General features: G+C 55.0%; 26 protein-coding genes. 19 read left to right on the top strand and 7 right to left on the bottom strand.

The features are described from left to right. Positions 1–6: 6 nt before the first annotated feature. Positions 7–807, bottom strand: a complete 801-nt coding sequence (nagB, locus tag HFD87_RS02415) for a glucosamine-6-phosphate deaminase (RefSeq protein WP_010260676.1) — start codon at positions 805–807, stop codon at positions 7–9. Between the two features lie 328 nt (positions 808–1,135). On the opposite strand from nagB, the gene nagE reads away from it, so the two are divergent. The 3 genes from nagE to HFD87_RS02400 all read left to right on the top strand — a co-directional run bounded on the left by nagE (position 1,136) and on the right by HFD87_RS02400 (position 5,614). Further along, on the top strand, positions 1,136–3,163 hold the full coding sequence (gene nagE / locus HFD87_RS02410; protein ID WP_031293061.1) for an N-acetylglucosamine-specific PTS transporter subunit IIBC: 2,028 nt from the start codon (positions 1,136–1,138) through the stop codon (positions 3,161–3,163). Positions 3,164–3,315: 152 nt separating this feature from the next. Then, positions 3,316–4,983 (top strand): glutamine--tRNA ligase, encoded by a 1,668-nt coding sequence (gene glnS / locus HFD87_RS02405; RefSeq protein WP_010260682.1) that lies wholly within the window; start codon positions 3,316–3,318, stop codon positions 4,981–4,983. 235 nt (positions 4,984–5,218) lie between these two features. Further along, positions 5,219–5,614 (top strand): hypothetical protein, encoded by a 396-nt coding sequence (locus tag HFD87_RS02400; protein WP_010260686.1) that lies wholly within the window; start codon positions 5,219–5,221, stop codon positions 5,612–5,614. Positions 5,615–5,685: 71 nt separating this feature from the next. Here the strand turns inward: HFD87_RS02400 and fur are convergent, their stop codons facing one another. The 4 genes from fur to ybfF form a co-directional block, all read right to left on the bottom strand. Further along, on the bottom strand, positions 5,686–6,129 hold the full coding sequence (fur, locus tag HFD87_RS02395; protein ID WP_009091454.1) for a ferric iron uptake transcriptional regulator: 444 nt from the start codon (positions 6,127–6,129) through the stop codon (positions 5,686–5,688). A 348-nt stretch (positions 6,130–6,477) separates the two neighbouring features. Further along, positions 6,478–7,008, bottom strand: a complete 531-nt coding sequence (gene fldA, locus HFD87_RS02390) for a flavodoxin FldA (RefSeq protein WP_010260687.1) — start codon at positions 7,006–7,008, stop codon at positions 6,478–6,480. Positions 7,009–7,140: 132 nt separating this feature from the next. Continuing rightward, positions 7,141–7,416, bottom strand: a complete 276-nt coding sequence (gene ybfE / locus HFD87_RS02385) for a LexA regulated protein (protein WP_010260688.1) — start codon at positions 7,414–7,416, stop codon at positions 7,141–7,143. 168 nt (positions 7,417–7,584) lie between these two features. Beyond that, on the bottom strand, positions 7,585–8,349 hold the full coding sequence (gene ybfF, locus HFD87_RS02380) for an esterase (RefSeq protein ID WP_033766681.1): 765 nt from the start codon (positions 8,347–8,349) through the stop codon (positions 7,585–7,587). 250 nt (positions 8,350–8,599) lie between these two features. Between ybfF and seqA the strand changes: the two genes are divergently transcribed. Beyond that, the gene (seqA, locus tag HFD87_RS02375; RefSeq protein ID WP_010260690.1) at positions 8,600–9,148 is read left to right on the top strand and encodes a replication initiation negative regulator SeqA; all 549 of its coding nucleotides are present in this window, start codon (positions 8,600–8,602) and stop codon (positions 9,146–9,148) included. Positions 9,149–9,174: 26 nt separating this feature from the next. Further along, positions 9,175–10,815, top strand: a complete 1,641-nt coding sequence (gene pgm / locus HFD87_RS02370; RefSeq protein ID WP_167422891.1) for a phosphoglucomutase (alpha-D-glucose-1,6-bisphosphate-dependent) — start codon at positions 9,175–9,177, stop codon at positions 10,813–10,815. A gap of 276 nt (positions 10,816–11,091) precedes the next feature. Here pgm and kdpE read toward each other — a convergent pair whose 3' ends face one another. Continuing rightward, positions 11,092–11,766 carry a two-component system response regulator KdpE gene (kdpE, locus tag HFD87_RS02365; protein WP_010260694.1) on the bottom strand — a complete coding sequence of 225 codons (675 nt, stop codon included), beginning with the start codon at positions 11,764–11,766 and terminating at the stop codon, positions 11,092–11,094. Positions 11,767–12,023: 257 nt separating this feature from the next. Between kdpE and HFD87_RS02360 the strand changes: the two genes are divergently transcribed. From HFD87_RS02360 to nei, 11 genes are all read left to right on the top strand, one after another. Further along, positions 12,024–12,224 carry a DUF2517 family protein gene (locus HFD87_RS02360; protein WP_010671290.1) on the top strand — a complete coding sequence of 67 codons (201 nt, stop codon included), beginning with the start codon at positions 12,024–12,026 and terminating at the stop codon, positions 12,222–12,224. A gap of 154 nt (positions 12,225–12,378) precedes the next feature. Further along, the gene (locus HFD87_RS02355) at positions 12,379–13,335 is read left to right on the top strand and encodes a 2-thiouracil desulfurase family protein (protein ID WP_022626045.1); all 957 of its coding nucleotides are present in this window, start codon (positions 12,379–12,381) and stop codon (positions 13,333–13,335) included. Between the two features lie 12 nt (positions 13,336–13,347). Continuing rightward, positions 13,348–14,772 (top strand): deoxyribodipyrimidine photo-lyase, encoded by a 1,425-nt coding sequence (phrB, locus tag HFD87_RS02350; protein WP_167422890.1) that lies wholly within the window; start codon positions 13,348–13,350, stop codon positions 14,770–14,772. 18 nt (positions 14,773–14,790) lie between these two features. Continuing rightward, entirely contained in the window at positions 14,791–15,534 is a 744-nt protein-coding gene (locus tag HFD87_RS02345) for a type 2 GTP cyclohydrolase I (RefSeq protein WP_167422889.1), read from the top strand. A 159-nt stretch (positions 15,535–15,693) separates the two neighbouring features. Then, a complete protein-coding gene (gene pxpB / locus HFD87_RS02340; protein WP_052270803.1) occupies positions 15,694–16,350 on the top strand; it encodes a 5-oxoprolinase subunit PxpB in 657 nt (218 codons plus the stop codon). Further along, positions 16,344–17,273: a 5-oxoprolinase subunit PxpC gene (gene pxpC / locus HFD87_RS02335; RefSeq protein WP_033771144.1), complete on the top strand. Its 930-nt coding sequence runs from the start codon at positions 16,344–16,346 to the stop codon at positions 17,271–17,273. The genes pxpB and pxpC overlap by 7 nt, the downstream gene beginning before the upstream one ends. Next, on the top strand, positions 17,263–18,000 hold the full coding sequence (gene pxpA / locus HFD87_RS02330) for a 5-oxoprolinase subunit PxpA (protein WP_010260713.1): 738 nt from the start codon (positions 17,263–17,265) through the stop codon (positions 17,998–18,000). Before pxpC ends, pxpA begins: the two co-directional genes overlap by 11 nt. Positions 18,001–18,053: 53 nt before the next feature. After that, positions 18,054–18,782, top strand: a complete 729-nt coding sequence (locus HFD87_RS02325; RefSeq protein ID WP_010671295.1) for a DUF969 domain-containing protein — start codon at positions 18,054–18,056, stop codon at positions 18,780–18,782. After that, the gene (locus HFD87_RS02320; RefSeq protein WP_167422888.1) at positions 18,782–19,798 is read left to right on the top strand and encodes a DUF979 domain-containing protein; all 1,017 of its coding nucleotides are present in this window, start codon (positions 18,782–18,784) and stop codon (positions 19,796–19,798) included. The genes HFD87_RS02325 and HFD87_RS02320 overlap by 1 nt, the downstream gene beginning before the upstream one ends. A 6-nt stretch (positions 19,799–19,804) precedes the next feature. Further along, entirely contained in the window at positions 19,805–20,452 is a 648-nt protein-coding gene (gene pcp / locus HFD87_RS02315) for a pyroglutamyl-peptidase I (protein WP_010671296.1), read from the top strand. 11 nt (positions 20,453–20,463) lie between these two features. Continuing rightward, complete coding sequence (gene nei, locus HFD87_RS02310) at positions 20,464–21,252, top strand: endonuclease VIII (protein ID WP_033766694.1); 789 nt, start codon at positions 20,464–20,466, stop codon at positions 21,250–21,252. 274 nt (positions 21,253–21,526) lie between these two features. On the opposite strand, the gene HFD87_RS02305 is transcribed toward nei, so the two are convergent. Further along, a complete protein-coding gene (locus HFD87_RS02305) occupies positions 21,527–22,810 on the bottom strand; it encodes a citrate synthase (RefSeq protein ID WP_010260725.1) in 1,284 nt (427 codons plus the stop codon). A gap of 633 nt (positions 22,811–23,443) precedes the next feature. On the opposite strand from HFD87_RS02305, the gene sdhC reads away from it, so the two are divergent. From sdhC to sdhA, 3 genes are read left to right on the top strand one after another with little or no spacing between them, the layout of a single operon-like run. Further along, complete coding sequence (gene sdhC / locus HFD87_RS02300) at positions 23,444–23,833, top strand: succinate dehydrogenase cytochrome b556 subunit (protein WP_029519433.1); 390 nt, start codon at positions 23,444–23,446, stop codon at positions 23,831–23,833. After that, entirely contained in the window at positions 23,827–24,174 is a 348-nt protein-coding gene (sdhD, locus tag HFD87_RS02295) for a succinate dehydrogenase membrane anchor subunit (RefSeq protein ID WP_009091417.1), read from the top strand. The genes sdhC and sdhD overlap by 7 nt, the downstream gene beginning before the upstream one ends. Then, the gene (sdhA, locus tag HFD87_RS02290) at positions 24,175–25,941 is read left to right on the top strand and encodes a succinate dehydrogenase flavoprotein subunit (RefSeq protein WP_022626042.1); all 1,767 of its coding nucleotides are present in this window, start codon (positions 24,175–24,177) and stop codon (positions 25,939–25,941) included. Positions 25,942–25,945: the final 4 nt, after the last annotated feature.

Genomic DNA, 25,945 nt, shown 5'->3' with positions numbered 1-25,945 from the left:
GTTCTGTTACACGCCTTTCATATTTTCCGCTTCCATTTCGCGGAAATATTTCACGGTTTTCACTTTCAGTTCCATGGTGGCCGGCTCATCGCACACTACCACCGATTTCGCGTGCAGCTGCAGGCAGCTGATGGTCCACATATGATTAACGTTGCCTTCAACCGCCGCCTGTAATGCCTGCGCTTTAACATGGCCGGTAACCAGAATCATCACTTCCTCTGCATCCAGCAGCGTACCGACGCCGACCGTCAGCGCATATTTAGGCACCTGATCAACGTCACCGTTAAAGAAGCGGGAGTTCGCCACGCGGGTGTCATGGGTCAGGGTTTTAATGCGGGTACGGGAAGCGAGAGAGGAAGCCGGTTCGTTAAAGGCGATATGACCGTCGTTGCCAACGCCGCCCATGAACAGGTGAATTTTACCCAGCGCGCGAATTTTCTCTTCGTACTGACGACATTCTGCGTCAATATCGGGGGCATTACCATTCAGCAGGTTGATATTTTCCGGTTGAATATCAACGTGATCGAAGAAATTGCGATACATGAAGCTGTGATAGCTCTCAGGATGCTCTTTTGGCAGGCCAACATATTCATCCATATTGAATGTCACGACGTTTTTAAAACTGACCTGGCCCGCTTTGTGCATATCAATCAGGTGTTTGTACGCTTCCAGTGGCGTACCGCCGGTTGGCAGCCCCAGGACAAAAGGTTTATCCGCCGTCGGGTTAAACGCATTGATACGATTAACAATATGTCGGGCGGCCCATTTTCCCACCTGGGTTGGTGTCGCTAAAGGAATCAGTCTCATGTTTCACCTCAATTGAAAATAGAAAGGGGATGGCTAAGCCGTTGCGTGAGTCACCAATCTGAACAGATGATTCATTGTCGCCACGGGCGGCGCATAATTCAATATTTCGGATCATAAAATAAGTTTACGGTCATAGCCAGATGTTGCCGTATGAAACGATGTTTTTTAGTGATAAAAATCACATTTACCAGGCTTTTAATTTGCGAGGCGAATTAATTTATCATTACACTTCGCTGCGTGATATGAAGTGTATTAACGATCTTTGCAGCTGACATAACAACATTAAGCAGCGCAAAGCGACAAGTCAGGCTCATAGGGGGAAGGGGATATGTTAGGTTACTTACAAAAGGTGGGGCGCGCACTGATGGTGCCGGTAGCAACCCTGCCAGCAGCAGCGATATTAATGGGCGTGGGCTACTGGATCGATCCAGACAGCTGGGGCGCAGGTAATGCGCTGGCGGCATTGCTGATCAAGTCGGGTGCTGCCATCATTGAAAACATGTCAGTGCTGTTTGCGATTGGTGTCGCGTATGGCATGTCGAAAGATAAAGATGGTGCGGCAGCCCTGACCGGCTTTGTCGGATTTCTGGTAGTCACCACGCTCTGCTCACCGGCCGCGGTGGCGATGATACAGAAGATGCCGGTTGACCAGGTACCTGTGGCGTTTGGCAAAATTAATAACCAGTTTGTCGGTATTCTGGTCGGTATCCTGTCGGCGGAGGTCTATAACCGCTTCAGCCACGTCGAGCTGCCGAAAGCACTCTCCTTCTTCAGCGGACGGCGACTGGTGCCGATACTGGTCTCGTTCCTGATGATCCTGGTCGCCTTTATCCTGATGTATATCTGGCCGGTTATCTTTAACGGTCTGGTGGGCTTTGGTGAACATATCCAGAAGCTCGGCTCTGCCGGTGCCGGTATCTACGCCTTCTTTAACCGCCTGCTGATTCCGGTCGGTCTGCATCACGCCCTGAACTCGGTGTTCTGGTTCGATGTTGCGGGCATTAATGACATTCCTAAATTCCTTGGCGGTGCACAGTCACTGGCTGACGGATCGGCAACTGTCGGCATCACCGGTCGTTATCAGGCGGGCTTCTTCCCGATCATGATGTTTGGTCTGCCGGGTGCTGCGCTGGCTATCTACCACTGTGCGCGTCCTGAGAACCGCGTCAAAGTGGGTAGTATCATGCTGGCCGCGGCGTTTGCTGCCTTCTTTACGGGTATTACCGAACCGCTGGAGTTCTCCTTCATGTTCGTAGCACCCGTGCTTTATCTGATCCACGCCGTCCTGACCGGTATTTCTGTCTTCATCGCTGCCAGCATGCACTGGATTGCCGGATTTGGTTTCAGCGCCGGGCTGGTGGATATGGTGCTGTCGACCCGTAATCCGCTGGCGACACACTGGTACATGCTGATCCCGCAGGGTCTGGTCTTCTTCGTTATCTATTATGTGGTGTTCCGCTTTACCATCAAAAAATTCAACCTGATGACGCCGGGCCGCGAGCTGGCGGTTGATGGTGATGAAACTGATGGTTATGACGTTAACGTTGATAAAACGGATAGCGGTGAAAGTGCCACAGAGTCACTGGCGCGCCGCTACATTGGGGCGATTGGTGGTTCAGCTAACTTAACCAGTATCGATGCCTGTATCACCCGTCTGCGTCTTAACGTGAATGACTCGGCGCAGGTGAATGAGGCGGTTGCTAAGCGCCTTGGCGCGTCCGGCGTGATCCGTCTTAACAAACAGAGCGTGCAGATCATCGTAGGTACCCAGGCAGAAAGCATCGCCTCGGCCATGAAAAAAGTGCTGACCAAAGGTCCGGTCGCTGCAGCGGCTACCAGCAGTGCGCCGGCCGAGCCGGACGTTAAACCGCAGGCGGTGCTGAACAGTGAGAAGCAGGTCATCGCCACGCTGCTGGCGCCGGTCAGCGGTGAAGTCGTGGCGCTGGATGATGTGCCGGATGAAGCCTTTGCCAGCAAAGCGGTGGGCGACGGTCTGGCGATCAAGCCCAGCGACAAATGGGTAGTGGCACCGATTGCCGGTACGCTGGTGAAAATCTTTAACACCAATCATGCCTTCTGTCTGGAAACCGACAATGGCGTGGAGATTGTGGTGCACATGGGGCTGGATACCGTGGCGCTGGAAGGTAAAGGCTTTACTCGTCTGGTTGAAGAGGGGGCCAGCGTGGTCGCCGGTCAGCGAGTACTGGAGATGGACCTTGAATTCCTTAACGCCAATGCCCGCTCAATGGTGAGTCCGGTCGTGGTCAGCAACAGCGACGATTTCGCCGGTCTGACTTTACTGGCACAGGGTCAGGTAATAGCAGGGGAAACCCCGCTGTATGAAGTGAAAGGCTAATCCCCGCAACAGAACCCCACAGGCAGGAAGCGATTCCTGCCTTTTTTGTTTTAAAGGCTTAACAAACGGTTGTTTCCCTCAGACGCTTTGTGGATCATACTCCGTTACTTCGTGGTACAAATCACCCGTTATTCGTATTGAGGATTTTTGAGATGAGTGAGGCTGAAGCCCGCCCAACTAACTTTATTCGTCAGATCATTGACGAAGATTTGGCGAGCGGTAAGCACAGCAGCGTGCATACCCGTTTTCCGCCGGAGCCCAATGGCTATCTGCATATTGGTCATGCGAAATCGATCTGTCTGAATTTTGGCATCGCCCAGGACTATCAGGGGCAATGCAACCTGCGTTTCGACGATACCAATCCGGTTAAAGAGGATATGGAATTCGTTGAATCCATCAAGCGTGACGTTCAGTGGCTGGGTTTTGAGTGGAGCGGTGAGGTCTGTTACTCATCAAACTATTTCGATCAGCTCTACAACTATGCCATCGAGCTGATTTCCAAAGGACTGGCCTATGTTGATGAACTGAGTCCGGATGCGATTCGTGAATATCGCGGCACCCTGAAAGAGCCGGGTAAAAACAGCCCTTATCGCGATCGCAGCGTGGAAGAGAATCTGGCGTTGTTTGAGAAGATGCGAAACGGTGAGTTTGCCGAAGGCACCGCCTGTCTGCGCGCCAAAATCGACATGGCCTCTAATTTCATCGTGATGCGCGATCCGGTGCTTTACCGCATCAAGTTCGCGGAACACCACCAGACCGGCAATAAGTGGTGCATCTACCCGATGTATGACTTTACCCACTGCATCTCCGATGCGCTGGAAGGCATTACCCACTCGCTCTGTACGCTGGAGTTTCAGGACAACCGCCGTCTCTATGACTGGGTGCTGGACAACATCACTATTCCGGTTCATCCGCGTCAGTATGAATTCTCGCGCCTGAATCTGGAGTATGCGGTGATGTCGAAACGTAAACTCACTCAGCTGGTGACCGAGAAGCACGTAGAAGGGTGGGACGATCCGCGCATGCTGACCGTTTCAGGTCTGCGTCGCCGTGGTTACACCGCCGCTTCTATCCGTGAGTTCTGTCGTCGTATTGGCGTGACCAAGCAGGATAACATCGTGGAGATGGCCTCGCTGGAGTCCTGTATCCGTGATGATCTCAACGAGAATGCGCCCCGCGCCATGGCGGTTTTAGATCCGCTTAAAGTGGTGATCGAAAACCTGCCAGCAGGCCATAGCGAAATCGTCACCATGCCCAATCATCCGGGTAAACCGGAGATGGGCACGCGTGAAGTGCCGTTCAGCCGCGAGATCTGGATCGATCGCGCGGATTTCCGTGAAGAGGCGAACAAACAATATAAGCGTCTGGTGCTGGGTAAAGAAGTCCGCCTGCGTAACGCCTATGTGATTCGTGCTGAGCGGGTCGCCAAAGATGAAGCGGGCAACATTACCTGCATCTACTGCACCAGCGATGTTGATACGCTGAGCAAAGATCCAGCCGATGGCCGCAAAGTCAAAGGCGTGATTCACTGGGTTTCTGCGGATCACGCGCAGCCAGCTGAGTTCCGTCTGTATGATCGTCTGTTCAGTGTGCCAAACCCGGCTGCTGCAGAGGATTTCCTGGCGGTCATTAATCCTGAATCACTGACCATCAAAAACGGCTTTGTTGAACCCAGCCTGCGCGATGTGGAACCGACAACACCGTTTCAGTTTGAACGTGAAGGTTATTTCTGCGCCGACAGCGTTTACTCGAAACCGACGCAACTGGTGTTTAACCGCACCGTCGGTCTTCGTGATACCTGGACCAAAACGGGCGAATAAATTTTTTGGAGCTGACCTCATAAAATGACAAAAGGGCGATTTATCGCCCTTTTTTATTGCCCTGATTTTTACCATCGCCGACGTTTATTCTGCACTAACCACAACCGGTTCAATACCGACTTGTGGGAGTAATCTGAGTTTAAAAAAATTAATCAATTTCAGGATGTGAATTGTCAGCTTTCAGGTAGGCTATCCGCTCTCAGAGGTTGCAAAGCGGGTTACAGAAGGAAAAAAAATGACAGTTCTCGCCCAGGAAGCCAAACACAGTGTCGTCGTTTTACATCAGCTCATTGAACGTATTTTTAATCAGCCAGCCGGATCTGACGACAGTTTCCAGCTGCTGATGTCCTATTTTCATCCTGAGTTTCGCATGGTGACCCCAAAGGGCAAAGAGTACAATCTGAACGAGGTCGAGGATCTTTTCCAGCAGTTACAAGGGCAGCGGGAAGGGATGCGCATTGCCACCTGTGAACATGTCATTCTCTCTCATCATGAAAAAGAGATCGTCGTACAGTATCGCGAAATGCAGATGATGAACGGCAATAACCAGAGCCGCATTTCGCTGGCCATTCTGGATTGCAGCAGCTCCATTCCACGCTGGCGCTATCTGCAGGAGACGCTGGTCGCGTGAGGTGAGGGCAGAAAACAGACGAAAAAAAACCGGTGAATTCACCGGTTTTTTTATTTCAGGCCGCGCCAGCGTTACTGGTCGTGCAGCGTTTCGTCTTCACGGCAATCGCCCAGCGTACAGTGTCCATAGAGATAGAGGCTGTGGTTGGTCAGCTTGATGCCATGGCGGGTCGCGATTTCACGCTGACGCGTTTCAATCGATTCGTCGCTGAACTCGATAACCTTGCCGCAATCCAGGCAGATCAGGTGATCGTGGTGATGCTGCTGCGTCAGTTCGAAGACAGACTTGCCGCCTTCAAAGTTGTGACGAGTCACAATACCGGCATCATCAAACTGGTTCAGAACACGGTAAACGGTCGCCAGGCCAATCTCTTCGCCAATGTCGATCAGGCGTTTATACAAATCTTCCGCACTGACGTGATGGCACTCAGGTTCCTGAAGCACTTCCAGAATTTTCAGTCTGGGCAGCGTTACTTTCAGGCCAGCCTTCTTTAATGCGGTGTTGTTGTCAGTCATGCGGATTTTGTCCTGTTACTAATATTCACTTTTGTGGCTTATCGCCTTGAATGTCGATCTGTGCTCATTCTCATTTGCGTCTCATTATAGAACTGAAGCGATGAAATGAAAACCAGAGGGCGTGTCAGAATCATCATGGGCTATTGGGGGTTCGTCACCGGGCCGGGGAAGATTCTGACAGAGGTCTGTTAGCACATCACTTAGTCTTGCCGCCTGAGAAAATAAGCGGAAGATCGATGCGGGTATTCTACAGATTAAACGGAGAAAGTTAAAAAAATGTGGCTATTATTTCTATAGGCATTTTCATTGCCTCAATGTGAGCTGGCGCTCACATTGAGTCGGGCAGGATCAGGCTTCGATGATCTCTTTCAGCTGCAGTTCATCAAAAATCTGCTTAACCCATTGGTCAACACGCTGGCTGGTCAGCTCAGGCTGGCGATCTTCGTCAATGGCCAGGCCCAGGAAGTGGGTGTCATCGGCCAGGCCTTTCGAGGCTTCGAAGTGGTAGCCTTCAGTTGGCCAGTGTCCGACAATCACGGCACCGTGCGGTTCGATAATGTCGCGAATCGTGCCCATGGCATCACAGAAATACTCTGCGTAATCTTCCTGGTCGCCACAGCCAAACAGCGCAACCAGCTTGCCGTTAAAATCGATCTCTTCCAGCGTCGGGAAAAAGTCATCCCAGTCGCACTGCGCTTCGCCGTAGTACCAGGTCGGAATACCCAGCAGCAGGATATCAAACGCTTCCAGATCTTCTTTTGTGCTTTTTGCGATGTCATGGACTTCTGCAACATCTGTACCCAGCTGTTTCTGGATCATTTTTGCAATGTTTTCGGTATTGCCGGTATCGCTGCCGAAGAAGATGCCTACGAGTGCCATGAGTAAAATAACCTCTTAAATCCTGATGATGAGATGTGTGCCGCAGCACATTTCAGCGAATAATAGCAGACGAGAGAAAACCGGTGAACGGTTAAAGCCCCGACATTTGCTCCTGCGTGCGATTTGCCCGCATTAATCCAGTTTGAGCTGTGCCAGTAGCATCTGTTCAATCAGTTCGCTACGGCTGAGATTGCGCTGTTCTGCCAGCGTATTGAGTGCATCGACGGCGTCACTGTTCATTTTCAGTTCGACACGACGAAGCCCGCGTCCTTTGTCACGTTTCAGTTGATTGCGCTTGTTAATGCGCAGCTGTTCATCACGCGAAAGCGGACTGGTTTTGGGTCGACCAGGGCGGCGCTCATCAGCAAAGAGATCGAGCGTCGTGCGGTCAGTCTGTTCTTTTGCCATGGCTTAGTAAAACTGAATGGGGGCGGGCGCCAGACACTCACCGCGCAGATTATAAATTATTGGCCATTGCCGCAGCAAAACTGACCCGCGGCAAAATTTTAGCGCGCCATCATACTTCACGCTTACGCCTGACGCCAATCCTAAACCTTTACCGCCATCTATTTGCTTTTAAAGCGCAAAAAAGCGACGGACGCTGCGCAAAACGGCATCGGGTTTCTCTGCATGAACCCAGTGTCCTGCGCCACCGATCACATGCGCCTGAGCGGCCGGGAACTGCTGCAGCAACGCATCGCGATAGCTGTTATCCAGGTAGCTGGAGTCGCCGCCGCGAATAAACAGCGCCGGGTGATTCCAGGCGGGAACCGGCTGCCAGCCAGATATCGTGGTGTAGTTATCCCACAGCACCGGGACATTGAAGCGCCACTCCCCCTCCTGGAAGGATTTCAGCAGGAACTGGATCACCCCTTCTTCCTCGATCAGCGTTCGCATGACCTTCGCCGCCTCGCTGCGGGATGAGACGCCCGCATCGGTGACGGCACGAATGCCGGCAAATATCTGGTCATGACGGCGCGTCTGGTAATCCACCGGGGCGATATCGATCATCACCAGGCGCTCAATGCGTTCCGGCACCAGCGCGCTCATGGTCATGGCGATTTTACCGCCCATCGAGTGTCCGATCACCGCAACGCGATCAATGCCATGTGCATCCAGTGTTTCGACCATATCCTGCGCCATTACAGCGTAGTTCATCTCGTCAGATCGTGGTGAAAGTCCGTGGTTGCGGACATCTACCTGCAGCAACGGACCGGCATCTTTCAGCCCGCGCGCCAGCACGCCAAGGTTATCGAGACTGCCAAACAGACCGTGAATAAGCAGGATGGGCAGAGAATCAGCAGGGGATTGTTCAGTTTGCAGACGGGCGTTCAAAATCATAGCAAAGTTCTTAAGTTTGAGACCTGAGCTTAGGTTATCATGGTTTCACCTTTTCAGGCGCGCCGGTTCCGGCGGCATTAGGACATATTCTGACTTTTGCCCGTAAACCGTTTGATTGCTAACAACCCGCCTGACTTTAACTTTATAATCCTGATGTTAGAACCCACACACCCTTTGAATTGCCTGACTATACTCAGAGCTTTTCAGGAAACAGGTGGTTCTGTCATGAGAAAGAACCGTACGGAATAAGATGAAAACGATCGAAGTTGACGAAGAGCTCTACCGTTATATTGCCAGCCACACGCAACACATTGGTGAAAGCGCATCCGACATTCTGCGTCGTATGCTGAAGTTCACGGCCGGTCAGACTGCACCCGCTTCGCCTGCACAGCCAGCCTCAAAAGATGCAGCGAAAGAGTCCCAGCCTGCGTCTGTGGGTTCGCGCCCGCAGGATCGTGTCCGCGCGGTGCGCGAGCTGCTGCTTTCCGATGAATATGCGGAGCAGAAGCGGGCGGTGAATCGCTTTATGCTTATCTTGTCAACGCTCTATCGTCTTGATACCGCAGCCTTTGCTGAAGCTACTGCATCTCTGCAGGGCCGCACCCGCGTCTATTTTGCAGGTGATGAGCATACGCTGTTGCAGAATGGCACCCATACTAAGCCGAAGCATGTGCCCGGCACGCCGTACTGGGTGATCACCAACACCAATACTGGTCGTAAATGCAGCATGATCGAACACATCATGCTCTCGATGCAGTTCCCTGCGGAACTGACCGAGAAAGTTTGCGGCACCATTTAAAACTTAAGCGTCAGGGAGCAGCGCCAATGGCCAATCACCCACGTGCCGGGCAACCCGCCCAGCAGAGCGATTTGATTAACGTTGCACAATTAACGTCACAATATTATGTCCTGCAGCCCGATGTGGCGAACCCGGAACATGCGGTGAAATTTGGCACTTCAGGCCATCGCGGCAGTGCAGGGCGTCAAAGCTTCAACGAGATGCACATTCTGGCGATCGCTCAGGCGATTGCCGAAGAGCGTAAAAAGAATGGTATCACCGGGCCTTGCTACGTCGGTAAAGACACCCATGCGCTGTCTGAACCCGCCATCCTGTCTGTTCTGGAAGTGCTGGCGGCAAACGGCGTTGATGTGATCGTGCAGCAGGATAATGGCTATACGCCGACCCCTGCGATCTCGAATGCGATTCTTGAGCACAACAAAGCGGGTGGCGCGCTGGCTGACGGCATCGTGATTACGCCGTCGCATAACCCACCGGAAGATGGCGGCATCAAGTACAACCCACCTAACGGCGGACCTGCTGATACCAACGTCACCAAAGTGGTTGAAGATCGTGCCAATCAGCTGATCAAAGATGGCCTGAAAGAGGTGAAACGTCTGCCGCTGGAGCAGGCGATGGCCAGCGGTCATGTGGTCGAAAAAGATCTGATCCAGCCTTATGTTGAAGGTCTGGCAGAGATTATCGACTTCCCGGCGATTCAGAAAGCGGGCCTGAAGCTGGGTGTGGATCCACTGGGTGGTTCCGGTATTGCTTACTGGCAGCGTATTGCTGAGCACTACAAGCTGGATCTGACGCTGGTGAATGACGCGGTCGATCAGACCTTCCGCTTTATGCATCTGGATAAAGATGGCGTGGTCCGCATGGACTGCTCGTCTGAAAGCGCAATGGCAGGCCTGCTGGCTTACCGTGACAAGTTCGATCTGGCGTTCGGCAACGATCCCGATTATGACCGTCACGGCATTGTGACCCCGGCGGGTCTGATGAATCCAAACCACTATCTGGCGGTGGCGATCAACTATCTGTTCCAGCACCGTCCACAATGGGGTCAGAATGTTGCCGTGGGTAAAACCCTGGTCTCCAGCGCCATGATTGACCGTGTGGTCAACGACATTGGTCGCAAGCTGGTGGAAGTGCCGGTTGGTTTCAAATGGTTTGTTGATGGTCTGTATGACGGCAGCCTCGGTTTCGGTGGCGAAGAGAGCGCAGGCGCTTCATTCCTGCGTTTCGACGGTACGCCGTGGTCTACGGACAAAGATGGCATCATCATGTGTCTGCTGGCCGCTGAAATTACTGCAGTGACCGGTAAAAACCCGCAGCAGCACTATGACGAACTGGCAACGCGCTTTGGCGCACCAAGCTACAACCGTCTGCAGGCATCAGCCACCTCAGCGCAGAAAGCCGCGCTGTCGAAGCTGTCACCGGAGATGGTCAGCGCTGATACGCTGGCGGGTGATCCTATCACCGCTCGTCTGACTGCCGCGCCAGGTAATGGTGCATCTATCGGCGGTCTGAAAGTGATGACGGAGAATGGCTGGTTTGCTGCCCGTCCTTCAGGCACCGAAGACGCTTACAAAATCTACTGTGAAAGCTTCCTGGGCGCTGAACACCGCGCGCAGATTGAGAAAGAAGCCGTTGAGATTGTCAGCGAAGTGCTGAAAAACGCCTGATTAGTCGGGCAGATGAAAGATACGCTCGGTACCATTAAGGTTGCTGGTAAAGTCCAACCCGGCTAGCTGTTGGATCGTGCCAGCACAGGAAACAGGATCAGATCGGAAAGACGCAAAAGATGTCATCCATGACAGCTCGGCCCGCGCCATCCATGGCGCGGGACGCTTTCCTCCTCTGACCCTGTTCCCTGCGCCTCGGGGTTTATCCGTTGCGGTCAGTATTTGCTCAGATTTGAGTTTGTTTGCAGTCATGAAAGGCGCCTCTGGCGCCTTTTTTTATGGCATAAAGCGATAGCCGATCCCGGTTTCCGTCAGCAGATGAGCCGGTTGTGTCGGATTGGCTTCCAGCTTCTGGCGCAGATGTCCCATATAGATGCGCAGATAGTGGCTGTGCTCCACCGCATTGGGTCCCCAGACCTGGCTCAGCAACTGCCGCTGCGTCAGCACCTTGCCGGCATTGTTAAGCAGAATACTCAACAGACGAAATTCAATCGGGGTAAGGTGAATCTCACTGCTGCCGCGCTGTACCCGTCGTGCGGCGAAATCGACGCTGACGTCGGCAAACGTCACTCTGGCATCCGGCTGCTGGCCACTATGACGACGCAGCGCAACCCGGACGCGCGCCAGCAGTTCGCCAATGCCAAAGGGTTTGGTCAGATAGTCATCTGCTCCCGCATCCAGTGCGGCGATCTTATCCTGCTCATCGCTGCGCGCTGACAGCACAATCACCGGTATGGCACTCCACTGTCGCAGGTCACGAATGAAATCGGTGCCATCTCCATCCGGCAGACCCAGATCCAGGATCACTAAGTCCGGCTTGCGGGTCGCCGCTTCAATCAGTCCGCGTTGCAGTGTATCGGCATCAAACACCTTAAGGGCTTCATTTTCCAGCGCCAGCCGGACAAAGCGCCGGATCTCTTTTTCATCTTCAACGATCAAAACCGTGGTCACGCAATACCTGCCTTGAGTGGGGACCGAAGCGCTACTTTATCAACATTTTATGCTGGCGTCCGCGACCATAATCTGTCGGCCCTTTCAACGCTAACGCAACCAGGCGGTAACCTTTTTGTAACTTAATTACAGGTTAATTCTTAAACAGCAAAAATAGCGGCAAATAAGTGGTCAGATGAGTAGTAAAATTACACAACCTGGCGTAAAGTTGAACACAGATCACATTCACACTATTTCACTTACCGGGAGGAGAAACCATGTATCGGGCTTATCCACGTTATAAAATTATTGCGCGACGTACGCTGGTGGTTCTTCTCGGCGTACTGGCGCTTCCTGTTATGCTGTTTCGACAGGATCGGGCACGTTTCTACAGCTATCTGCACCGCGTCTGGTGTAAGACCAGCGCCAAGCCGGTCTGGCTGGCGCAGGCTGAAGCGGGTGGTGGCGCGTTCTGGTGATTTCTCCTGCCGCAAAACAGGCCTGGTCAACTGACCGGGCTTTTTTTTGCGTTTTTTCTGAGAATAAGCGATCCGGAATCCCGTTTTAACCCTTTATTCCTGACCATTTTACGCTACACTTAAACCTCTACAAGATTTCGGAGGTTGTACAAGTATGAGCAAAAAAATCCCCGTTGGAATCAGTGCATGCCTGCTCGGCGACCGCGTCAGATTTGATGGTGGGCATAAGCGTCTTACTTTTGCGACCGACGATCTCACCCCATTTGTCCGTTTTGAGCCCATCTGCCCTGAGATGGCGATTGGTCTGCCAACGCCGCGCCCGGCATTGCGTCTGGTGAAGCAGGGCGATGATGAGCTGCATCTCTGCTTCAGCAAAGATGGCGGAGAAGAGGTTACGACGCAGATGCGTGACTGGTCTGCTGAGCGGGTAAAATCCCTGCATCACCTCTGTGGCTATATCCTCTGCGCCAAATCACCCAGTTGTGGCATGGAGCGGGTGCGGGTCTATGAGCCCGATAACAACAATAACCGCAAAGCAGGCACCGGTATTTTTACTGAATTCCTGCAGCGCGAGATGCCCTGGCTGCCGCTGGAAGAAGATGGTCGTCTGCACGATCCCGCCCTGCGTGAGAACTTTATCGGTCGTGTCTGCGCGCTGCATGAATTTAATCAGATGTGGGAAAACGGCCTGACCCGGCAGGGACTGATCGCCTTCCACAGCCGTTACAAGCTGATGATGCTGGCGCATTCGCAGGAGAAATACCGCGAGCTGGGACCCTTTGTCGCCTCCATGAGCCAGTGGGAGTCGCTGGACGCCTTTGCCTTTGAGTACCGCAATCGCATGATGGAACTGATGTCACGTCCCGCCTCACGTCGCAATCACACCAATGTGCTGATGCATGTGCAGGGCTACTTCCGCACGCACCTGAGTTCACCGCAGCGCCAGGAACTGGCAACGCTGATTGACCGCTATCGTCAGGGCACACAACCGCTGCTGGTGCCGATTACCATTCTCAAACACTACATGGCGGAGTACCCGCACCCGTGGCTGGCCCAGCAACGCTATTTCGATCCCTATCCCGAAGCCTTGTGCTTACGCTACGGACAGTAATACAGGAGGAGTATGACCACCCATCTGGTCTGGCTGCGTAACGATTTACGCGTCAACGACAATCTGGCGCTGCACGCCGCCTGCCGCGACAGCGATGCAAAAGTGATTGCGCTCTACCTTGCCACGCCAGCACAGTGGCAGCAGCATGACATGTCACCGAAGCAGGCGGCGTTTATCCACGCCAGTCTGTTGCAGGTGCAGCGTGCGCTGGCAGAGCGGGGCATTGAACTGCACTATCAGGCGTGTCACGCCTTCAGCGACAGTATTGATGCGCTGCTGCAGTTCTGCGCTAAGCAGCAGGTCGATCAGCTCTTCTACAATTACCAGTATGAAGTTAATGAACGCCAGCGCGATGCGGAGGCTGAAAAGCGTCTCGACGACGCGGGCGTGATTTGCCAGGGCTTTGATGACAGCCTGTTGCTACCGCCCGGCAGTGTGCAGAGCGGCGATCGCTCGATGTATAAGGTGTTTACCCCGTTCAGCAAAGCCTTTGTCCGCCGCTTGCAGCAGGGGCTGCCTGAGTGCGTGCCTGCGCCGAAAGCGCGCGAAGGCGCACCGCTGAAACCCTCCCCGATTCCCGCCTTTGACTATCCAACCGAAGACTTTGATCAGGATCTGTTTCCGCCAGGCGAAGCGGCGGCGCTGAAGCGGTTGCGCCATTTCGCCACGCAACCGGTTATCGACTATCCCGCTAAGCGCGACCTTCCGGCGCTGGACGCCACCAGCCGTCTGTCGGTTTATCTGGCGACCGGCGTACTGTCGCCACGTCAGTGCCTGCATCGCGTGCTGCATGAACATCCCGATGCGCTGGACAACAGCCGCGCGTTCACCTGGCTGAACGAGCTGATCTGGCGTGAATTCTACCGTCATCTGCTGGTTGCCTGGCCGGCGCTGTGCCGACACAAGCCGTTTATCGACTGGACGCGAAACGTTGAATGGCAGCGTAACGACGCACATTTCGACGCGTGGAAAGCGGGTAAAACCGGCTATCCGATTGTCGATGCCGCAATGCGTCAGATGAAGGCGCTGGGCTGGATGCACAACCGCTTACGGATGATCACCGCCAGTTTCCTGGTCAAAGATCTGCTGATCGACTGGCGTGAAGGCGAACGCTATTTCATGCAGCAGCTGATTGATGGTGACCTGGCCGCGAACAACGGCGGCTGGCAGTGGGCGGCATCGACCGGCACGGACGCGGCGCCCTATTTCCGCATCTTTAACCCGACCACGCAGGGCGAGCGCTTCGATGAGAAGGGGGATTTTATCCGCCACTATCTGCCTGAACTGGCCGGGGTGCCTGACAGCGATATTCACCAGCCCCATGTCTGGGCAGAGAAGCATCATAAGAAACTCGATTATCCGGCACCAATCGTGGATCATAAGGTGGCACGTAAAAAGACATTAGACGCCTTTGAGCGCGCCAAAAGCGCAGCCTGAGGCCTCGAAGGAGCCTGAATGAACCATTACGAATTAGAGACGCTGATCAATCAGCAACTCGACAGCCACAGCTTCAGCGATTACGCCCCCAACGGTTTGCAGGTTGAGGGACGCAGCGAGATCAAAACGATTATCACCGGCGTCACTGCCTGTCAGGCGCTGCTGGATGAGGCGGTGGCGCGTCAGGCCGATGCGATTATTGTCCATCATGGCTATTTCTGGAAAAGTGAACCGGCCGCGATTAAAGGTATGAAGCGCCGTCGTCTGCGGACCCTGCTGGCCAACGATATCAATCTCTATGGCTGGCATCTGCCGCTCGACGCGCATCCTGAATTAGGCAACAACGTCCAGCTGGCGAAACTGCTGGATATCGAAGTGCGCGGCGAAGTGATGCCGCTGGTGTTCTGGGGTGAGCTGGCTGAGCCCCTGTCCGGCGAGCAGCTGGCCCGCCGAATTGGTGAGCGGCTGGGACGTGAACCGCTGCATTGTGGTGACAACGCGCCAGCGCTGATCCGTCGCATTGCCTGGTGCAGCGGGGGCGGGCAGGGCTTTATCGACCAGGCGGCTGCGGCGGGCGTCGACGCCTTTATCACCGGTGAAGTCTCTGAACAGACTATTCACAGCGCGCGTGAGCAGGGGCTGCATTTCTTTGCCGCAGGCCATCACGCCACCGAGCGCGGCGGCGTAAAAGCGCTGGGCGACTGGCTGGCGCAACACCACGATCTTGATGTGACCTTCATCGATATCCCCAATCCTGCCTGACACTCTCCCTTGTCCTGCGCGCCTGCGCAGGACCTAAATCTGTTGACACATCCCTGTCACTTTCGCATAACTGTTTGCTTTACGTAGATAAGCAATGGGCTGCACCGGGCATCCGGTCAGGTCGGCCAGGCGCGATCTCAACTGAGCGGGAGGTAGCTGTTGCAACGAGCACGGTGTTATTTATTGGGTGAACGCGCTGTCGTGCTGGAGCTGGAACCGCCGGTCTCACTGGAGAGCCAGCAACGAATCTGGGGACTGAATCAGCGACTGCACGACTATGCCAGCGTGCTGGAGGTGATCCCCGGCATGAACAACATCACCCTGATCCTGCGTGATCCCCAGCAGAGCGCGCTGGACGCAATAGAGCGGCTTCAGCGCTGGTGGGAAGAGAGTGAAGCGCAGTTGCCGGAGTCGCGTCAGGTGGAGATCCCGGTGATCTATGGCGGCGAGTCTGGCCCCGATCTGACGGTGGTGGCGGAACACGCCGCGCTGACGCCCCGTCAGGTGGTTGAGCTGCACAGCAGCAGCGACTATGTGGTCTTTTTTATCGGCTTTCAGCCCGGTTTTCCCTATCTGGGCGGACTGGATCAGCGCCTGCACATCCCGCGGCGTGCTGAGCCCAGGGTTGCAGTGCCCGCCGGCTCGGTGGGCATCGGCGGCAGCCAGACCGGCGTCTATCCGCTGGCTTCGCCCGGCGGCTGGCAGTTGATTGGCCAGACGCGCACCGCGCTGTTTGATCCCCTGCAGCAACCGCCCACGCTGCTCCGTCCCGGTGACAGGGTTCGCTTTGTGCCGCAACAGGAGGGCGTATGTTAAACATTCTGCGAGCCGGCCTGGCCGCCACTATTCAGGATGCGGGCCGTTACGGCTGGCGTCAGTATGGCATCAGCCCTGGCGGTGTGCTGGATCATCCCGCGATGTTCACCGCCAATGTGCTGGTGGGCAATGATCCCGACAGCGCGGTGCTGGAGATGGTGCTCGGCCAGTTCAAAGCGGAGTTCACCCGCGATGGCTGGTTTGCGCTGACCGGCGCAGGCTGCCATGCGGAGCTTGACGGCCAGCCGGTCTGGACGGGCTGGCGCACGCCGGTGAAACGGGGGCAGCTCCTGTCACTGGCGATGCCGCAGCGCGGTATGCGCAGCTATCTGGCAGTGCAGGGCGGTTTTGATATTCCTGCGATGCTCGGCTCTGCCAGCACCGATCTAAAAGCAAAATTTGGCGGCTTTCAGGGGCGAACCTTGCAGGATGGCGATCAGCTCCCGCTGGGTAAACCGACCCGCACGTTTGACCGTAAAGTCGGGGTGCGGCAACTGCTATGGGGCAACCGCATCCGCGCACTACCTGGCCCGGAGTATCACGAGTTCAGCCGCGAAGCGCAGCAGGCGTTCTGGCGTACCGCATGGAAACTCAGCCCGCAAAGTAACCGGATGGGATACCGGCTTGAGGGACGCAAGCTTGAGCGCGAGAGCCCGCGCGAGCTGCTGTCACACGGCGTGATGCCGGGTGTGATTCAGGTGCCGCCGAACGGACAGCCTATCGTGCTGATGGCGGATGCCCAGACCACCGGCGGCTATCCGCGCATCGCCTCGGTTATCGAAGCCGATCTCTATCACCTGGCACAAATCCGGCTGGGTGAGCCGATTCATTTTATTCACTGCACCCTGCCGGAAGCGATGCTGGCACGTCAGCATCAGCAACGCGCACTGGACCAGATGAAGTGGGGACTCCATGAAAATTGATTTAAACGCCGACCTGGGCGAGGGCTGCGCCAGCGATCAGGCGCTGCTGCAACTGGTGAGTTCCGCCAACATCGCCTGTGGCTTTCACGCAGGTGATGCGCAGACCATGCTGCAGTCGGTGCGCTGGGCACAGGCATCTGGCGTCGCGATTGGTGCACATCCCGCTTTTCCCGATCGGGAAAACTTTGGCCGCAGCGCCATGCAGCTGCCGCCGGAAACGGTCTACGCCCAGATGATCTACCAGATTGGTGCGCTGAAAAGTCTGGCGGAAAGCGAAGGTGCGCGGCTGCTTCATGTTAAACCGCACGGCATGCTCTACAACCAGGCTGCGGCCGATCCGGTGCTGGCGGACGCCATTGCCCGTGCCATCAGGGCGGTCGATAGCCAGCTGATTGTGGTGGGACTGGCTAACAGCGAATCGATTCGTGCGGCGGCGCACTACGGCTTACGCACGCGGGAAGAGGTGTTCGCCGACCGTGGCTATCTCAGTAGCGGTGCGCTGGTGCCGCGCAGCGAGCCGGGCGCGCTGATTGAAGATGAACAGCAGGCTATCAGTCAGACGCTGACGATGGTGCAGCAGGGCAAAGTAAAAAGTATCACCGGAGAATGGGTTGCGGTGAATGCACAGACTGTCTGCTTACATGGCGACGGCGCGCACGCCCTGCAATTTGCACAGCGGTTGCGTGATGCGTTTGCCGATCAGCAGATTCGTGTCACCAGCAACTGAATAACCACACTTAGCCCGGCGTATGCCGGGTTTTTCAACTCTGAGGGAAATCCATGGATAGTGCAGTAAATCTCTGGCCATTACTGGGCATCGCCGCCATCGTCGTCGGCTTCCTGTTACGATTCAATCCGGTGCTGGTGGTGATTGTCGCCGGGTTTGTGACCGGTCTGGCCGCGATGATGCCGCTGGCGGACATTCTGGAAAAGCTCGGGGCAGGTTTTCTCAACACCCGCAACCTGCCACTGATCCTGCTGCTGCCGCTGGCGGTCATTGGCCTGCTGGAGCGTCACGGACTGAAAGAGCGGGCGCAGGCGTGGATTGCACAGATCAAAACGGCAACCGCCGGACGGCTGCTGATCGTCTACCTGTTTGTGCGCGAAATCACCGCCGCGCTGGGGTTAACCAGTCTCGGCGGACATCCGCAGATGGTGCGTCCGTTGCTGGCACCGATGGCGGAAGGCGCAACTGAAAGCCGCTATGGCGAGATCTCACCTGAGCTGCGCCATCGGCTGCGCGCGATGTCAGCGGCGACCGATAATGTCGGCCTCTTCTTTGGTGAGGATATCTTCGTGGCGTTTGGCGCAATTATCTTTATGCATAACTTTATGCAGGAGTCCGCCGGGATTCAGACCGAACCGCTGCACATCGCCTTATGGGGCATTCCGACTGCCGTCGCCGCGTTCCTGATCCACTCGGCACGTCTGGTACGGCTGGATCGGCAACTGGCGCGAGAGCTGCAGCAGCTGAACCGTCAGGCGCTGAAAGCCAAAGGAGGTGAGTAATGTTCCAGCAACAATATCTGATGTGGCTGGCGGGCATTATCCTGCTGGTAGTGGCGGTGCTTTCCTGGCGTGACAGCGCGAATCCACGTCGCTTTACCACCGGACTGTTCTGGGCTTTGTATGGCCTGGTTTTTCTGGTCGGTGACTGGACGACGCAACTGATGAGCGCCTGGATGGGGTCAGATGCGGCGGGCACCCGTATGCTGCACATCGGCATCGGTGTCATTGTGGTGGTGATGGCGCTGATTGCCGGGTTTGGCGGTGTCAGGCTGGGTCGCTATCATCAGCGCAGCGATGAAGAGAAACAGGCCAGTGCGCTGCGTCTGCGCAATAAACTGTTTCTGCCTGCACTGGCGATTCCGGTCGTGACCGTGGTCGGTGTGCTGGCGTTTAACCATATTCCCGGTTTGCAGGATGCGTTGTTCGGCCCCGGTAACCACGCTACGCTGGTGACGCTGTTTTCAATGATGGTCGGCTGTGTGATTGGCTGGCTGGTGGCGTTAAAACTGACCCACGAGAAACCGGTGCAGTCGATGCAGGAGACCCGTCGCCTGCTGGATTCGATTGGCTGGGCCTTTATCCTGCCGCAGATCCTCGCCACCCTGGGGCTGCTGTTTACCAGCGCGGGCGTGGGCAGTGCTATTTCGCATCTGACAGAAACCTGGCTGGCGGTGGATAATCGCTTTGTCGCGGTTACCGTCTATGCCGTCGGGATGGCGCTGTTAACCATGATCATGGGTAATGCTTTTGCGGCGTTTCCGATTATCACCGCAGGCGTCGGCATCCCGATTCTGGTGTTGCAGCACGGCGGAAATCCGGCAGTGATGGCGGCAATTGGCATGTTCTCCGGCTACTGCGGCACGCTGATGACGCCGATGGCGGCCAACTTCAATATCGTCCCGGCGGCGCTGCTGGAACTGCCCGATCGTAACGCGGTGATCAAGGCTCAGATTCCGACCGGTGTGCTACTGTTAATCGTTAATATTTTCCTGCTCTATTTCCTGATGTTCCTGTGAGGTTGCATGAAAACTGTCCTGATGACCGCCTTTGAACCTTTTGGCGGTGAAACGATTAACCCTTCATGGGAAGCGGTGCGCGCGCTGGAAGGCAAACAGATTAGCGGGGCGACGATAGTGATCCGCCAGTTGCCGGTGGTATTCAGCGACGTACTCAGGGTGCTGAATCAGGCGCTGGAAGAGGTGAAACCGGATGCGATTCTGTCGGTGGGGCAGGCGGGCGGGCGAAGCGACATTACCGTTGAACGTATTGGTATTAATGTCGATGACGCCCGTATCCCGGACAACGCCGGTCATCAGCCGGTGGATGAGCCCGTCGTAGCTGGTGGCCCGGCAGCCTATTTTTCCCGTCTGCCCATCAAAGCGATTGTGGCGGCGGTGCGGGAAGCGGGGATCCCCGCGTCAGTGTCGCAAACGGCGGGCACCTTTACCTGTAACCGCGTAATGTACGGCCTGCTGCACTGGCTTGAGCAGCATGACAGTCCGGTGCGGGGAGGTTTTATCCATATTCCTTATCTGCCAGAACAGGCGGCGCAGCATCCGGGCGCACCGAGCATGGCGCTGGCGTCCATTATTCAGGCGCTGGAAATTGCGGTAAAGGTCACGCTGGAGACCGGCGAGGATATCAGACAGGCTGGCGGCGCCACCCATTAAGAGGATGAACGATGCCTGAAGGACCGGAAATTCGTCGCGTGGCGGATAAACTTGAAGACGCCATTGTGGGTCAGCCCTTAACGGAAGCGTGGTTCGCGTTTCCTCAGCTCAAGACCTATGAACCGGCATTGATTGGTGAGCAGGTTCAGGCGATTGAGACGCGGGGAAAAGCGCTGCTGACTCATTTCAGCAATGGCCTGACGCTCTACAGTCATAACCAGCTGTATGGTGTCTGGCGCATTGTAAAACCTGACACCGAACTGAATTCCACCCGTCAGTTGCGGGTGCGACTGGCGACGGCGGGCAAAGCGATTCTGCTCTACAGCGCCTCAGATATTGAACTGCTCAATGCGGATACGCTGGCGGCGCATCCCTTTCTTAATCGTATCGGGCCGGATGTGCTGAACAGTGCGCTGACAGTGGAAGAGGTGAAAGAGCGGCTGCTGTCACCCCGTTTCCGGCGGCGGCAGTTCAGTGGTCTGTTGCTGGATCAGGCTTTTCTGGCCGGGCTGGGAAACTACCTGCGTGCCGAAATTCTCTGGCTGGCACAGTTGCTGCCAAATCATCGGGCGCAGGATCTCAGTAACGATCAGCTGACTGCTTTCAGCGAAGCGCTGCTTTCAGTGCCGCGCCATGCCTATCGGATGCGTGGAACCATGAAGAAATATCATGAGGAAGCGGCGTTTCAGTTTGAGGTTTTTCATCGGCAGGGCAAAAAATGCCGACGCTGCGGCACGGTGATTGAGAAGGGCACGCTCTCATCACGGCCTTTTTACTGGTGTCCGGGTTGTCAGAGATAGACAGTAAAGTCAAAAGGGTAAAATGCTCTTACGGCTGACAGAGTCAAACCCGTGTGAATCTTACAGCAATAAAATAGCTTAACGCGCAGAGAACATGGTCAGAAGAGGAAAGCGTCCCGCGCCAGGGATGGCGCGGGCCGAGCGTGTCATGGATGACGGCTTTTGCGTCTTTCCGATCTGACCATGTTCTCTACGCAGGCGCGGTATCACAGCCAACCGCCCCCGGCTTTAAAGCAACATCAGGCGGAGATCCCTCTCCGCTATTAACTGAACCTTACTTTTTCAGCTGTGAGCTGAATTCGCGCTCGGTATATCCGGTGTAGAGCTGACGCGGACGGGCAATCTTCATGCCTTCGTCGTGCATCTCTTTCCAGTGTGCAATCCAGCCAACGGTACGGGCCATCGCGAAGATCACCGTAAACATGGAGGATGGAATACCCATCGCTTTCAGAATGATACCGGAGTAGAAGTCCACGTTTGGATAGAGTTTACGCTCGATGAAGTACGGGTCGTTCAGCGCAATGTGTTCCAGCTCCATCGCCACTTCCAGCAGGTCATCCTTCATACCCAGCTCATTCAGGACTTCATGGCAGGTATCGCGCATCACGGTCGCGCGTGGATCGTAGTTTTTGTAAACGCGGTGACCAAAGCCCATCAGACGGAAGGAGTCATTTTTGTCTTTGGCGCGTTTAACAAATTCCGGAATATGCTCAACGGTGCTGATCTCTTCCAGCATACGCAGGGTTGCTTCGTTGGCACCGCCGTGCGCCGGTCCCCACAGGGAGGCGATCCCGGCGGCGATACAGGCAAACGGATTCGCGCCGCTTGAACCAGCGGTACGAACGGTAGAGGTTGAGGCATTCTGCTCATGGTCAGCATGCAGGATCAGGATGCGGTCCATGGCGCGTTCCAGCACCGGATTCACTTTGTACTCTTCGCACGGCGTGGCAAACATCATGTGCAGGAAGTTACCCGCATAGGAGAGATCGTTGCGCGGATAGACAAACGGCTGGCCGATAGAATATTTGTAACACATCGCTGCCATCGTCGGCATTTTAGAAAGCAGACGGAATGCTGCGATTTCGCGGTGGCGCTCAATGTTTACATCCAGCGAATCGTGGTAAAACGCAGCCAGTGCACCAGTGACACCGCACATTACCGCCATCGGATGCGAATCGCGACGGAAGCCGTGGAACAGGCGGGTAATCTGCTCATGAATCATGGTGTGGCGGGTAACCGTGGTACGGAACTCATCAAACTGTTTCTGGTTTGGTGCTTCGCCGTTCAGCAGGATGTAGCAGACTTCCAGATAGTTAGAGTGGGTCGCCAGCTCAGAAATAGGGAAACCACGGTGCAGCAGGATACCTTCATCCCCATCGATAAAGGTGATTGCAGATTCGCAGGACGCGGTAGACGTAAAACCGGGATCGAAGGTGAACAGGCCACTTGAACCCAGAGTGCGGACATCAACGACATCCTGGCCCAGCGTACCTTTCAGCACGTCCAGTTCAATAGATGTTCCATCTTGCAGGGTTAGCGTTACTTTTTTATCTGTCATTTTCGTCTCCATAGCGCCTTATGTGGGTAAGGATCTTTAGACACCTGAAACGCGTTCATGTTGCGGTTGGCAAAACTACACAGTATCACTCTGCGGGGATAAAACGGGTGCAGGGTACAGAGTGAGCGGCGCGTTCCCAGCGGGAACCGGTGAGCCATGGACATGCTGCATATCGCGGTTGTTAAAGATCCGGTCAGGACATAACTTCTTGGTAACCAATAACCTGATGCTTTTTAATGCTCATTATCGCAATGTTACATAACTTGCGCTTAGGGGAAAGTGTATCCCCATAACTTTTGCGCATCATAGGAATTTACAGGCTTAGTTTGTAACTGAATTGTTGAACTATTGTCAAATCAGATAATTAAAATTGTATCAATTGTGAAAATCGTGAGTAGGATCACTGTTCCACCTAAAATATACCAAAGAGTTTGTAGGGGAATTGTAATCAGAATGTGATCCTCCTATACTCCAGGCAGGTCTCCGGAACACCCTGACACCAGGAGCCACCCAGCGTTTACTACCGCGTCAATTAACACTGGATGTTGCTTTTTTGGTGACGGTTAAAGTCTGCCACGCGTTGTGATTAGACTCCGCCTCAGGTCCGGAGGAAGCAAAATAAAAAAGAGCTGTGTGGGCAAAACCGTGAAAAAACAAAGACCTGTCAACTTGGATCTCTCGACGATCCGGTTTCCCGTTACTGCAATATCGTCCATTCTTCACCGCGTCTCCGGCGTAATCACATTGGTTGCCATTGGCATCCTGCTGTGGCTGCTCGGTCTCTCTCTCTCCTCTCCTGAAGGTTTCCAGCACGCTGCGTCCATCATGGATGGCTTCTTCGCGAAGTTCATTATGTGGGGCATCTTAACGGCGCTGGCCTATCACGCGGTGAGCGGGATTCGTCATATGTTGATGGATTTTGGTTATCTGGCCGAAACGCTGCAGGTTGGTAAGCGTTCCGCTCATATGACTTTTGTGATCACTGTCGTGCTGGCAATTCTGGCGGGAGTCCTCGTATGGTAAGCAATGCATCCGCATTGGGTCGCAACGGCATTCAGGACTGGCTGCTGCTGCGGGCAACTGCAATTCTCATTACGCTCTACATCGTCTATATCCTCGGTTTCGTGGTGATGACAGACACGCTGACTTATGACCTGTGGCGTGGCTTCTTCGCTTCCGCATTCACCAAAGTGTTCACGCTGCTGACGCTGTTCTCCATTCTGATCCACGGCTGGATTGGCATGTGGCAGGTGTTAACAGACTACGTTAAATCACTGCCAACCCGCTTGTTGTTGCAGTTTGTGATTGTCGTGGCGCTGTTGTGGTATGCGATTTATGGATTTGTTGTGGTGTGGGGTGTGTAAATGAGTTTGCCAATCAGAGAGTTCGATGCCGTGGTAATCGGCGCAGGTGGCGCAGGAATGCGAGCCGCACTGCAAATCTCCCAGGGCGGCCAGAGCTGTGCCCTGTTATCTAAAGTTTTCCCGACCCGTTCCCACACCGTATCTGCGCAGGGCGGTATTACCGTTGCGCTGGGTAATACCCATGAAGATAACTGGGAATGGCACATGTACGACACCGTCAAAGGTTCCGACTACATCGGCGACCAGGACGCGATTGAATATATGTGTAAAACCGGCCCGGAAGCGATTCTGGAACTGGAACACATGGGTCTGCCTTTCTCGCGTCTGGAAGATGGTCGAGTCTACCAGCGTCCGTTTGGTGGCCAGTCAAAGAATTTCGGTGGCGAGCAGGCGGCGCGTACGGCGGCTGCGGCTGACCGTACCGGTCACGCATTGCTGCACACTCTTTATCAGCAGAACCTGAAAAACAAAACCACTATCTTCTCTGAGTGGTATGCACTGGATCTGGTGAAAAACGCCGATGGCGCAGTCGTGGGTTGTACCGCTATCTGCATCGAAACCGGCGAAACGGTTTATTTCAAAGCGAAAGCGACCATTCTGGCCACTGGCGGCGCGGGCCGTATCTACCAGTCCACCACCAATGCGCATATCAACACCGGTGACGGCGTAGGTATGGCACTGCGTGCGGGCGTACCGGTGCAGGATATGGAGATGTGGCAGTTCCACCCAACCGGTATCGCCGGTGCGGGCGTGCTGGTCACCGAAGGCTGCCGTGGTGAAGGCGGCTATCTGCTGAACAAACATGGCGAACGCTTCATGGAGCGTTATGCGCCGAACGCCAAAGATCTGGCGGGCCGCGACGTGGTTGCGCGCTCAATGATGATTGAAATCCGTGAAGGTCGCGGCTGTGATGGCCCGTGGGGTCCACATCTCAAACTGAAACTGGATCATCTGGGTAAAGAGGTGCTTGAGTCACGTCTGCCTGGCATCCTTGAGCTGTCACGCACCTTTGCGCACGCCGATCCGATTAAAGAGCCGATTCCGGTCATTCCGACCTGCCACTACATGATGGGCGGTATTCCGACCAAAGTGACCGGCCAGGCACTGCGCGTCAATGAGCAGGGCGAAGATGTAGTGATTCCAGGCCTGTTCGCCGTCGGTGAAATCGCCTGCGTATCGGTGCATGGTGCCAACCGTCTGGGCGGTAACTCACTGCTCGACCTGGTGGTCTTTGGCCGTGCAGCGGGTCTGCATCTGCTGGCGAGTATTCAGGAGCAGGGCGACCTGCGTGATGCCACAGAAGATGAGATCGCCGGGGCGATGGCGCGTTTCAACCGCTGGGAAAACAACACCACGGGTGAAGATCCGGTTGAGATTCGTAAAGCGCTGCAACGCTGCATGCAGAATAACTTCTCGGTATTCCGTGAAGGCGAAGCGATGGCACAGGGTCTGGAAGAGCTGAAAGAGATTCGCCAGCGCCTGAAGTCAGCGCGTCTGGATGACCGCTCACCGGATTTCAACACCCAGCGTATTGAGTGCCTGGAGCTGGATAACCTGATGGAGACGGCCTTTGCCACGGCGGTAGCGGCTAACTATCGCACCGAAAGCCGCGGTGCGCACAGTCGCTTCGACTTCCCGGATCGTGATGATGAAAACTGGCTGTGCCACAGTCTTTATGTCCCGGAAACCGAAAGCATGACGCGCCGTGAGGTGAACATGCAGCCGAAACTGCGCGCGGCCTTCCCGCCGAAAGTGCGTACCTACTAATTTC

It is taken from the genome of Pantoea sp. EKM21T (assembly GCF_011800405.1).
Classification (GTDB): Bacteria; Pseudomonadota; Gammaproteobacteria; order Enterobacterales; family Enterobacteriaceae; genus Pantoea; species Pantoea agglomerans.
Note: the sequence above shows the minus strand (reverse complement) of the source record. Positions and strands in the feature narration are given on the sequence as shown.